This is a genomic window from Streptomyces sp. CB02923 (assembly GCF_001905005.1).
Lineage (GTDB): Bacteria > Actinomycetota > Actinomycetes > Streptomycetales > Streptomycetaceae > Streptomyces.
Genome location: NZ_LWKZ01000025.1, coordinates 362,794 through 374,848, shown reverse-complemented (window position 1 = coordinate 374,848; position 12,055 = coordinate 362,794). Strand labels below are relative to the sequence as shown.

Here is a 12,055-nt window from a genome sequence, read left to right as displayed (position 1 = left end):
GGCGACCGTGGAACTCCATGACGTCTGGTTCGTACTCATCGCCGTGCTGTGGACCGGGTACTTCTTCCTCGAAGGATTCGACTTCGGCATCGGCGTCCTGACCAAGCTGCTCGCCCGGGACCGCAGCGAGCGGCGGGTCCTGATCAACACGATCGGCCCGGTCTGGGACGGCAACGAGGTGTGGCTGCTCAGCGCCGGCGGTGCGACCTTCGCCGCCTTCCCCGAGTGGTACGCCACCCTCTTCTCCGGCTTCTACCTGCCGCTGCTGGTCATCCTGCTCTGCCTGATCGTGCGCGGTGTCGCCTTCGAGTACCGCGTCAAGCGGAGCGAGGAGCGCTGGCAGCGCAACTGGGAGCACGCGATCTTCTGGTGCTCGCTGCTCCCCGCGTTCCTGTGGGGCGTGGCCTTCGGCAACATCGTGCGCGGTGTGCAGATCGACGCGCACAAGGAGTACGTCGGCAGCGTGCTCGACCTGCTGAACCCGTACGCGCTGCTCGGCGGCCTGGTCACGCTGACCCTGTTCACCTTCCACGGCGCGGTGTTCGCCTCGCTCAAGACGCTGGGCGGCATCCGCGACCGGGCCCGCCGGACGGCGACGGTCCTGGGGCTGGTCACCGCCGTGCTGGCGCTCGGCTTCCTGGGCTGGACCCAGCTCGACCAGGGCGACACGAAGAGCCTGGTCGCGATGGTCATCGCCGTGGTGGCACTGGCCGCGGGGCTGGTGATGAACCAGCGCGGGCGTGAGGGATGGTCGTTCGCGTTCTCCGGCGTCACCATCGTCGCCGTGGTCGCGATGCTGTTCCTGACGCTGTTCCCGAACGTGATGCCGTCCTCGCTGAACGACAGCTGGAACCTCACGGTCTCCAACGCCTCGTCCAGCGCGTACACGTTGAAGATCATGACGTGGTGCGCGGGCATCGCCACCCCGATCGTCCTGCTCTACCAGGGCTGGACCTACTGGGTCTTCCGCAAGCGGATCGGTACGCAGCACATCGCCGACGCCCACTAGGAAGGCTCCACCCGGTGGGGCCCCGGCCGGGGCCCCACTGATCAACTTCCGCCCGGGAGAGGTTGTTTCACGTGAAACCCGTCGACCCGCGCCTGCTGCGTCACGCCCGCGCCACCCGCTTCTTCCTCGCCGCGGTGATGGTCCTCGGGCTGGCCGGCTCGGGCCTGGTCATCGGCCAGGCCATGCTCATCGCCGATATCGTCGTCGGTGCCTTCCAGCGCGACCTCGGACTCGGCGACCTGAGCACACCCGTACTGCTGCTCGCGCTGGTCTCCGTAGGCCGGGGGCTGGTGGCCTGGCTGACGGAACTGGCCGCGCACCGGGCGAGCGCGGCGGTCAAGTCCGAGCTGCGGACGCGGCTGCTGACGCGGGCGGCGGCCGGCCTGGGACCGGGGTGGCTGAGCACCCAGCGTTCCGGTGAACTCACCACGCTGGCCACCCGCGGGATCGACGCCCTCGACGACTACTTCGCGCGCTACCTGCCACAGCTGGGCCTGGCGGTCGTCGTGCCCGTCGCGGTGCTGGCGCGGATCGTCGCCGGCGACTGGATCTCGGCCGCGACGATCGTCGTGACGCTGCCGCTGATCCCGCTGTTCATGGTCCTCATCGGCTGGGCCACGCAGAACCGTATGGAGCGTCAGTGGCAGCTGCTGTCGCGGCTGTCGGGGCACTTCCTGGACGTCGTGGCCGGGCTGCCCACACTGAAGGTCTTCGGCCGGGCCAAGGCGCAGGCGGCGTCCATCCGCGCCATCACCGGTGAATACCGCCGCGCCACCCTGCGTACGCTGCGGATCGCCTTCCTGTCCTCCTTCGCGCTGGAGCTGCTCGCCACGATCTCGGTCGCGCTGGTCGCGGTCGGCATCGGGATGCGGCTCGTGCACGGGGACCTGGACCTGTACACGGGCCTGCTGGTGCTGATCCTGGCGCCCGAGGCGTACCTCCCGCTGCGACAGGTCGGCGCGCAGTACCACGCGGCGGCCGAGGGCCTGGCGGCAGCCGAAGAGATCTTCGCGGTGCTGGAGACACCGCTGCGTACGACGGGTGACGAGCCCCCTCCCGACAGCACCGCGCTGTCCGTCGAGGGGCTCGTCGTACGCCATCCCGGCCGCGGCGAACCCTCGCTCCCCGAGACGTCTTTCGAGGTCAGGCCGGGCGAGACGGTGGCCCTCGTCGGCCCCTCCGGCGCGGGCAAGACAACTTTGCTGAATGTCCTCCTCGGCTTCGCCGCGCCCGCGGCGGGACGGGTACGGGTAGGCGGCCGGGACCTTGCGGCCATCGACCCGGAGGACTGGCGGCGGCGGATCGCCTGGGTGGCGCAGCGCCCGTACCTCTTCGCGGGCACCATCGCCGACAACGTGCGGCTGGCCCGCCCCGACGCGGACGACGCCGCGGTACGTGCCGCGCTCCGCGACGCCGGTGCTCTGGACTTCGTCTCCGCCCTGCCCGACGGCGCGGAGACCGAGCTGGGCGAGGGCGGGTCCGGCCTGTCGGCGGGCCAGCGGCAACGCCTGGCCCTGGCCCGCGCGTTCCTCGCCGACCGCCCGATCCTGCTGCTCGACGAGCCGACCGCGAACCTGGACGGCGAGACGGAGGAGGGCATCGTCGAGGCGGTACGCCGCCTGGCGGCCGGACGCACGGTGCTCCTGGTCGTCCACCGTCCCGCGTTGCTCGCGGTGGCGGACCGTACGGTGCGCCTGGGGGCACCGGTGAGCCGTACCGGCCGTACGGGGGATACGGCCGACGGCGTGGTGCGGAGCCACGCGGCGGAGGCCGGGCCGGGCGGCGGAGCGGGAGCCGTGCGGATCGGTGCCGGGGAAGCCGCGGGAGCCGTGCGGATCGGCGCTGGGGAAGCCGCGGGAGCCGTATCCGTGGGGGCGGTGGAAGCCCGGCAGGACGGCGAGACGGAAGCCGCACGAGCCGGTCTCGCGAGCCCCGGCGCCGATGACGGCCCCGACGACGGCTCCGACGGCCCCCGCAATGACGCCCACCGTGAAGGCACCGGTGAAGGCCGCAATGACGCCCACGATGAAGGCCCGGACGTCGTGCCCGGCGTCCGGCGCCAGGCGTCGGCGCGCATCCGTGGCCTGGCACGGGCCCGCTGGGGCCGGCTCGGGCTGGCGCTGCTGCTGGGCAGCCTGGCCCTGGGCAGCGCCGTGGGCCTCATGGCGACGTCCGGGTGGCTCATCTCCCGCGCGGCACAGCACCCTCCCGTGCTGTATCTGATGGTGGCGGTCACCGCGACCCGGGCCTTCGGCATCGGCCGGGCCGCGTTCCGGTACGCGGAGCGGCTGGTGGCGCACGACGCCGTCTTCCGGATGCTCGCGGACGTGCGGGTGGCCGTCTTCCGGCGGCTGGAGCGCCTGGCGCCCGCCGGTCTGCGGCAGCGCAGCAGCGGCGACCTGCTGTCCCGCCTGGTGGCCGATGTCGACGCGGTGCAGGACTACTTCCTGCGGTGGCTGCTGCCGGTCGGGGCCGCCGTGGTGGTCGGCGTGGGTTCCGTCGGGTTCACCGCCTGGCTGCTGCCCGAGGCGGGCGCCGTGCTCGCCGCCGGGCTGCTGCTGGCGGGCGTGGGGGTGCCGGCGCTGTCCGCCGCGCTCGCCCGCCGCGCCGAGCGGCAGCTCTCCCCCGCCCGTGGCGAGCTCTCCGCCCGTGTCCTCGACCTGCTCACGGGGACGGCCGAACTGACGGTGTCGGGCGCGCTCACCTCCCGTATCGACCGGACCCGGCGCGCCGACCGGGAGCTGACCCGGATCGCGTCCCGCTCGGCTGCCGCGGCCGGCGCCGGGGCCGGGCTGTCCGCGCTGCTGTGCGGCCTGACGGTGGCCGCGGCGGCGGTCGTCGGCGTCCAGGCCGTGCACGGCGGGCGACTGGCGGGCGTGTGTCTGGCGGTCGTCGTCCTCGTCCCGCTCGCCGCGTTCGAAGCCGTCGCGGGACTGCCGCTCGCCGTGCAGTACCGGCAGCGCACGCGCCGGGCGGCCGAGCGGGTCTTCGAGGTGCTGGACGCTCCGGAGCCGGTCCGCGAACCGGCCGGTCCGGCAGCCGTACCGGCACCGGAGACGCCGTTCCCGCTGGTCGTGGAAGACCTGACCGCCCGCTACCCCGGGCAGCGGGTCCCCGCGCTGGACGGCGTCGGATTCACTCTTCCCGCCGGGCGGCGCCTGGCGGTCGTCGGCCCGTCCGGTTCGGGCAAGACGACGCTCGCCCAGGTGCTGCTGCGCTTCCTGGACCGCGAGTCGGGCGCGTACACGCTGAGCGGTGTGGACGCGGCGGCCGTCGACGGTGACGCCGTACGCAGGCAGGTCGGGCTGTGCGCGCAGGACGCCCACCTCTTCGACAGCTCCATTCGGGAGAACCTGCGGCTCGCCCGTGCAGAGTCGGGCGAGGACGACCTGTGGGACGCGCTCGCCCGTGCACGCCTGGCCGACTGGGTGCGGTCGTTGCCCGACGGGCTGGACACGATGGTCGGCGAGCACGGCGCCCGGCTCTCCGGCGGCCAGCGGCAGCGGCTCGCGCTGGCCCGCGCGCTGCTCGCCGACTTCCCCGTCCTGGTGCTGGACGAGCCTGCCGAGCACCTCGACCTGGCCACGGCCGACGCGCTGACCGCCGACCTGCTGGCCGCGACCGAGGGGCGTACGACGGTACTGATCACGCACCGGCTGGAGGGGCTGGCGGCCGTCGACGAGGTGCTGGTCCTGGACGCGGGACGGCCCGTCCAGCACGGCACGTACGCGGAGCTGGCGGCGGCCGACGGCCCGTTCCGGCGGATGCGGGAGCGCGAGCGGGCGGTGGACGCGCGGGCCGGGGAAGGCCGTGAGGAAGGCCGTGTGGCGGACGGGCACCTGGCGGGCGTGGGGCCGGTGCGGTGAACGGCTGAAGAACGACGGGTGCGGGCGGCCGCTGCGTACGGTGGCGGCGGACGTCCGGATCGGGGTGACGTGGCAGCCCGGGGCGGTCCGGGGTGGTCCGGTCCGGCGTCCGAATTGCCGTATAGAAGGCTTTCAGCGGAAAAGCGACTATTAGGCTCGTCCCATGGCAGCCACGACAGGACCCTCAGACCCCATGGGCACCGGGCCGCGTACCGGCACGGGCGCCGGGGGTCCGACCGACACGGGCACCGGGGAACACATCGGCACGGACACCGGGGAACGCTCCGGCTCCGACGGCGCGGCCGCACCCGCGCCCGACCCCATGGAAGCGGCCACCGAGGCGACCCGCAGCCTCCAGGGCCTGTCCACGGAGCTGACCGCACGGGTCCCGCAGCTGCTGGAAGCGATGCGCACCGTCGGCGCGGGGCTGGACCTGCACATCACCCTGGACCGGATCGTGGAGACCGCCGCCGAGCTGGCCGACGCCCGCTACGCCGCGATCGGCATCATCGACGAGTCACGCGAGGGCCTGTCCGACTTCGTGACGTACGGGGTCAGCGCCGAGGAGCGCGCCCGGATCGGCGCGCTGCCCGACGGGCACAAGGGACTGCTCGGCGCGCTCATCCACGACCCGAAGGCGCTGCGGCTGGCCGACCTCACCCAGGACGTGCGGTCGGCGGGCATCCCGGCGGGGCATCCGCCGATGCGGACGTTCCTCGGGGTGCCGATCCGCGTCCAGGGGGAAATCTTCGGCAACCTCTACCTGACCGAGAAGCGCGGGGGCGGCGAGTTCAGTGAGGGCGACCTGCACATGGTGCGGGTGCTCGCCACCGAGGCCGGCATCGCGATCGGCAACGCGCGGATGTACGCGGCGACGCGGCAGCGGGAACGCTGGATCGACGGCTCGGTCGCGGTGACCACCGCGCTGCTTGCCGGCAGTGACGTGGACGACGCGCTCGCGGTCGTCGCCGAGCAGGCCCGCAAGCTGGCGGATTCCGCGGCCGGCATCGTGCTGCTGCCCGCGGAGGACGGCGGGCTGGAGATCGTCGCGGCGTCGGCGGACGATCCCGCCGGTCTCATCGGCACCCACATGCCGCCCGAGAGCCCGGTGGCCGCGCAACTGCTCGCCGGGCAGCCGGTGTTCGTGGAGGACTCCGCCACCGACCCGCGGATGGTCACGGACGTCGCGCCGCGGTTCGGCCCCAGCATGATGCTCCCTCTCAAGAGCGGCGGCCGGGTGCTGGGCACGCTGTCGACGCCGCGGGAACGCGGCGCGAGCCCCTTCACCGCCGCGGAGCGTACGCTCGCCACCCAGTTCGCGGCCCAGGCCGCGCTGGCCCTCGTCCTGGCCGACGCGCAGCGCGACCGCGAACGGCTGGCCGTCTTCGAGGACCGCGACCGGATCGCCCGCGACCTGCACGACCTGGTCATTCAGCGGCTCTTCGCGACGGGGATGATGCTGGAGAGCGCGCAGCGCAGGGCGATCGTGCCCGAGGTGCAGGAGGGCATCGGCAAGGCCGTCGACGAGCTCGACGTCACCATCCAGGAGATCCGTACGGCGATCTTCGCGCTGCAACAGGGCCCGGCCGAGGCGCCGTCCGGGCTGCGGACCCGGGTGCTGCGGGAGATCGGCACCGCCGCCGTACCGCTCGGCTTCCAGCCGTCCGCGAACTTCATCGGCCCGGTGGACGCGCGGGTCGGCGAGCTGACCGGCAAGAACCTGATCGCCGCGCTGCGCGAGGCACTGTCCAACGCCTTCCGGCACGCGAACGCCTCGCGCATCGAGGTCGCCGTCGACTCGACGATCAAGCTGCCGGACGGCCGGGACGGCGTGCGGCTGACGGTCGCCGACGACGGCGTGGGCATTCCGGTCGGCGGCCGGCGCAGTGGCCTGCGCAATCTCGCGAAGCGGGCGGAGTCGCTGGGCGGGTCCAGCACGTACGGTCCGGGTCTGGGCGAGGAGGGGGCCGGGACGATGGTCACCTGGGAAGCCCCGCTCTGAGGCGGTGAGCAGCGGGGACGGGGCAGCGGGGATGGGGCAGCGGGGGCGGAGAGGTGGCGGTGCGGCGGTGCGGTGGGGGCGGCGGAGCAGCGGTACGGCGGTACAGCGGTGCGGCGGGTCCGGTCAGGGCACCTCCGTGCGGTTCATCCGATATTCGAGTGATATGGCGTAATTGCCGGAGGGCTGATTCCGGCCATTCCGTACGGGCGGGATTGCTCCGTTCGGAGCGTGGCGAGAGGGACTGGCGAAACGTTTCCGTTGATTTTGCTGGAGTGCGGGCAGTTATCTGCGCATGTGTCCAGGTATGCCGGATTGGTTGCGTGCGGCGGTGCAGGCGCGGCGGCGCCCTGCCCGGCGTCTTTGCGGGCGGGCCCCGCGCCGCGCTCCCCGGCGGCGCGGAACACCTCGGCGCGCGGCACGGCTGACGTTGACGCTGGTGGCGGTGCTGACAGCGGCGGCCGGGACGGCGCCCGCAGGCCCCCCGGCCACCGCCTCGGCCGCCGCGGAACCGAGCGCCGTCGCGCACTTACCGCCGCGCCCCGCCGCGCCCCGCCGCCACCTCCCGGCGCGCGGCCACGGCTCCGACCGGCTGGCCGACGTGAGCCTGGAGGTGCTCCGGCTCGGCAGTGCCGCGAACCGGACCGGTCGGTCGTACGCGAAGACCCTGCACGAGGTATGGGCCGGCCGGACCCGTGCCTCACGGCTGCACGCGGCCCTGCTGCGGGAACGCCGCAGGGCCGGTGAACTGCACCGGATGGCGGGTCGGATCGCCGCTGCGCAGTACCGCACCGGCAGCCGCCTGTCGTCTGCATCGCGTGCTCGGCCCTCTGACGGCCCGGATGCGGTGCTGCGCGCATACCGGGAGGCCGAGCAGCGCCAACGCCTGCTGGCGGAGCGTACGCACGAAGCGCTGCGCAAGAGCCGGTCTTTGGAGGCGGACAGTGCGGCCGTGCTGACCCGCTCCGCGGCGCTCGAAGCTCACCGGTCCCGACTCGACACCGAGCGTCGGCGCATCAGCCGCCGCCTGGGCGTGGTCCGCGGACAGCTACAGGTACTGGCCCGGCAGGCGTCCCGGGGAGGGCGGTGCGGCGGGCTGCCCGGCACGGTGTCCGCAGCGGCGCCGCGCTCCGCTCCGGTGGCGCCGCCGACGACGGCCCCGGGCGGCACGTGGACGCGGCCGGTGGAACGCTACGAACTGTCCGCAGGCTTCGGCGGTTCGGGCCGCCGCTGGGCGCGCGGCCACACGGGCCAGGACTTCGCGGTGCCGCTCGGTACCCCCGTACGGTCCGTGGGCCAAGGCCGCGTCATCCGCCTGACCTGCGGCGACGGCTTCGGGATCAGCATGGTCGTCCAGCACGGCACCGGCGCGTTCTCGCAGTACGCCCACCTGTCGGCGGCGTTGGCCCGCCCTGGGCAGCGGGTACGGCCCGGACAGCAGATCGCGCTGTCGGGTTCGACGGGCAACTCCACCGGCCCGCACCTGCACTTCGAGGTGCGTCGCACGCCGCACCTGGGGTCGGGGGTCGATCCGGTGCCGTGGCTGGTGAGCCGAGGGGTGCGGTTGCGTTGAACGGTGGCGCGCTGCTGTTCCGGGAGGGCGGCGGTCAGTGGTCGGCGGTGCTCCAGGACGGAGCAGCGGTTAAGCGGTGCGGTCAGCGGTGCTCCAGGACGGAGCAGCGGTCAGTGCTGCGGTCAGCGCTGCTCCAGGATGCGTTCGATGACGGCCGCGACGCCGTCCTCGTTGTTGCCGCCCGTGTGCAGGTCCGTCGCGGCCAGCACGGCGGGGTGCGCGTTGGCCATGGCGTACGAGGTGCCGGCCCAGGCCAGCATCTCGATGTCGTTGGGCATGTCCCCGAAGGCGACGACCTGATCAGGGTTGATGCCGCGCTCCGCACAACAGCGCGCCAGGGTACCGGCCTTGCTGACGCCGAGCCCGCTGATCTCCAGGAGGGCGGTGGGGCTGGACCGGGTGAAGGAGGCGTACGCGCCCGCCCGCGCGCGGGCCAGGTCCAGGAAGGCATCCGGGTCCAGGTCGGGGTGGTGTGCGAGGAGCTTGAGTACGGGCTGGTCGGCGCCGGTGTCCTGAGGGGGCGGCGGGGTACCGGCCCTCTCCCGGGACTGGCCCGGCCGGTCAGGCTGCGCGCTGTCCGGGTTCAGGGGGGAGCGGTGTTCCTCCGGGCTCAGCTCGGCGAGCAGTTTCTCCGCGGGGGCGATGACGGCGGCCGGGTCGAGGTGGAAGGGCGGGTACCCCGGCTCGTAGTTGATGCCACCGGTCCGCTCGACCGCGAACGTCGTACCGGGGGCGGCCGCGCGCAGCGCGTGCACGACGGAGAGCGCTTCCGGCCGTTCCAGCGGGCTGATCTCGACGATGCGGCGGCCGTGGTGGAGATCGACGACGGCCGCGCCGTTCGCGCAGATCGCCAGCCCGTGCCCGTGCACATGGTCGCTGACCACGTCCATCCAGCGTGCCGGGCGGCCGGTCACGAAGAAGACTTCGATGCCTGCCCGCTCGGCGGCGGCCAGCGCGGCGATCGTACGTCCGGAGACCGTCTTGTCGTCGCGCAGCAGCGTGCCGTCGAGGTCGGTGGCGATCAGCCGGATCGTTTTTTCGTCGGACCCGGGCGCCAGGGGTGGCTCTGCGGAGGCATCAGTCACGCGGTCCATCTTCCCGCATATGCGCGCACAGGCGTGCGGCGGGTCGCGCGCATGAGCTTTACGGAAGCGGACTACGTGTCCAGAAGTACCGGACGTACGCCCGCGAAGTCCGCACGGAAACCGGGCGGCCGTACCGGAACGACGAGTACCGGACCGTAGGGAAGCGGGCGCCGGACCGTACCGGAGCGAGCGAGGGGGCGTACAGGAGCAGGTGCCGGACGTATCCGTCCACGGGCTGAGCAGCACCTGTGCGGATACGGGTCCACGGGCGCAGAGGAGCCGGACCGGGCGTACGGCCGGATGACTGCGCGCGAGTACAGCGCCCGCGGCCCGCGCATACGGCGTGCGTCCCCCGCGTGCAGGTGTTCGCTGCGGCGCGCGGAGCCGCTGCCGCGCCGCCGTAGGCTCGTACCCATGCGACTGAGCACCGTGATCCTTCCCGTCCGCCGCTGGTCCGAGGGAGGCCGGGAGGTGTGGCAGCGCGCCGAGGAGCTGGGCTTCCACACCGCGTACACCTACGACCACCTCTCCTGGCGGAGTTTTCGCGACGGGCCGTGGTTCGGAGCGGTGCCGACGCTGACGGCGGCCGCCGCCGCGACGTCCCGGATGCGTCTGGGCACGCTGGTGACCTCCCCGAACTTCCGGCACCCGGTGACCCTCGCCAAGGAACTGATCTCCCTGGACGACATCAGCGACGGGCGGATCACCCTGGGCATCGGCGCCGGCGGCTCCGGATTCGACGCCACGGCGCTCGGCCAGGAGCCCTGGACGCCCCGGGAGCGGGCCGATCACTTCGGCGAGTTCGTACCGCTGCTGGACCGGCTCCTGACGCACGACGTGGTCTCGTACGAGGGCGCAAACTACCGCGCCCATGAGGTGCGCAACATCCCCGGCTGTGTGCAGCGGCCCCGGTTGCCGTTCGCCATCGCGGCGACCGGGCCGCGCGGGATGCGGCTGGCGGCCGGGCACGGGCAGGCGTGGGTGACCACCGGCGACCCGAAGGTCTCCGCGACCGGCACCTCGGCCGAGTCGCTGGAGGCGGTACGTGGCCAGGTCGACCGCCTCGGAAAGGCGTGCGCCGGGGTCGGGCGGGACGCCGGGGAGCTGGAGAAGATCATGGTTGCCGGGTTCACGCCGGACCGCCCGCTGGCTTCCGTGGACGCCTTCGTGGACTTCGCGGGTGCACATGCCGAGGCGGGCATCGACGAGATCGTGCTGCACTGGCCGATCGCCGGATCGGTCTTCGAAGCGGATCTCGCGGTGTTCGAGCGGATCGCGACGGAGGGGCTCGCACAGCTCGGTCGGTAGGGCGCCCGGCCGCGTCGGGTCCGGAGCCGGGCGGCGCCGTGGTCGGCAGCCGGGCGGCGCCGTGGTCGGCAACGGTCGGTCGGCACGGTCGGCACGGTCGTCAGCGGCACGCGGGCGTATCCATGGCCTGCGCTTTACGCCGTAAAGAGCAGACAAGAGGGAGAATCGGATCAGAGGCGCCTACGCGGTTCCTCGGGTGGACTCTGCGGACTCTGCGGTTTGGAGGACTGAGAGGCATGGCACGAACCCGATTCGCCCCCGACCGCGGCCTGACGTCACGCATGGTCACGACGATGTTCTTCATCGGCCTGCTGTACGTGGTCGTGGTGGGCGCGCTGGTGGTACTCCTCAAGGGCGCGTGGGTCGTGGTGCTGCTCATATCGGGCGCCATGTTCATCGCGCAGTTCTGGTTCAGCGACCGGATCGCGGCCTTCAGCATGGGGGCACGCGAGGTCACCCCGGAACAGGCACCGGAACTGCACGGCGCCGTGGACCGGCTCTGCGCGCTCGCCGACATGCCCAAACCACGCGTCGCCGTCGCCGAATCCGACGTACCGAACGCCTTTGCGACCGGTCGCAACCAGAAGAACTCGATGGTCTGCGCGACGACCGGCCTGCTCAGGCGCCTGGAGCCGGAGGAACTGGAAGGCGTACTGGCGCACGAACTGTCACATGTGGCGCACCGTGATGTCGCGGTCATGACGATCGCCTCGTTCCTCGGCGTGCTGGCCGGGATCATCACGCGGGCGGCGCTGTGGAGCGGTGTCGGCCGCAACAACCGGGACAACAACGCGGCCATCGCCGTCCTGGTCGTCACGCTAATCAGCGCCGTGGTCTACGCCGTCAGCTTCCTGCTCACCCGGCTGCTGTCCCGCTACCGGGAGCTGTCCGCCGACCGGGCCGCGGCGATCCTGACCGGGCGGCCGTCGGCGCTGGCCGCCGCGCTCACCAAGGTCACCGGGCAGATGGCGCAGATCCCGACGCGGGACCTGCGCAAGGCCGAACCGTTCAACGCGTTCTTCTTCGCGCCGGCGTTCTCGAAGGAGAGCTTCGGGCGGCTGCTGTCCTCGCACCCCACACTGGAGCAGCGGCTGGAACAGCTGGGGCGGATCTCGGCGCAGCTGGGGCGGCCGTAGCGCAGCTGGGCCCGTAGACGCAGCTAGGGCGGCCGTAGGGGGATGGGTCAGGCGGTGGGAGTGGCCGTTATCGGCGGGA

The 12,055-nt window shown here is 72.9% G+C and carries 7 protein-coding genes; 6 read left to right on the top strand and 1 reads right to left on the bottom strand.

The annotated features are described in order from the left end of the window. Positions 1-7: 7 nt before the first annotated feature. The 4 genes from cydB (at position 8) to A6A06_RS29815 (ending at position 8,447) form a co-directional block, all read left to right on the top strand. Positions 8-1,009, top strand: a complete 1,002-nt coding sequence (cydB, locus tag A6A06_RS29830; protein ID WP_073765255.1) for a cytochrome d ubiquinol oxidase subunit II — start codon at positions 8-10, stop codon at positions 1,007-1,009. 71 nt (positions 1,010-1,080) lie between these two features. Next, positions 1,081-4,875: a thiol reductant ABC exporter subunit CydD gene (cydD, locus tag A6A06_RS29825; protein ID WP_073765253.1), complete on the top strand. Its 3,795-nt coding sequence runs from the start codon at positions 1,081-1,083 to the stop codon at positions 4,873-4,875. A 322-nt stretch (positions 4,876-5,197) separates the two neighbouring features. Continuing rightward, entirely contained in the window at positions 5,198-6,877 is a 1,680-nt protein-coding gene (locus A6A06_RS29820) for a sensor histidine kinase (protein ID WP_073765963.1), read from the top strand. Positions 6,878-7,313: 436 nt separating this feature from the next. Further along, positions 7,314-8,447, top strand: a complete 1,134-nt coding sequence (locus tag A6A06_RS29815) for a M23 family metallopeptidase (RefSeq protein ID WP_199931258.1) — start codon at positions 7,314-7,316, stop codon at positions 8,445-8,447. A 122-nt stretch (positions 8,448-8,569) separates the two neighbouring features. Here A6A06_RS29815 and A6A06_RS29810 read toward each other — a convergent pair whose 3' ends face one another. After that, the gene (locus tag A6A06_RS29810) at positions 8,570-9,541 is read right to left on the bottom strand and encodes an HAD hydrolase family protein (RefSeq protein ID WP_079194446.1); all 972 of its coding nucleotides are present in this window, start codon (positions 9,539-9,541) and stop codon (positions 8,570-8,572) included. 405 nt (positions 9,542-9,946) lie between these two features. Between A6A06_RS29810 and A6A06_RS29805 the strand changes: the two genes are divergently transcribed. Then, a complete protein-coding gene (locus A6A06_RS29805) occupies positions 9,947-10,840 on the top strand; it encodes an LLM class flavin-dependent oxidoreductase (protein ID WP_199931257.1) in 894 nt (297 codons plus the stop codon). Positions 10,841-11,076: 236 nt separating this feature from the next. Then, complete coding sequence (gene htpX, locus A6A06_RS29800; RefSeq protein WP_073765251.1) at positions 11,077-11,976, top strand: zinc metalloprotease HtpX; 900 nt, start codon at positions 11,077-11,079, stop codon at positions 11,974-11,976. The last annotated feature ends 79 nt before the right edge of the window (positions 11,977-12,055 follow it).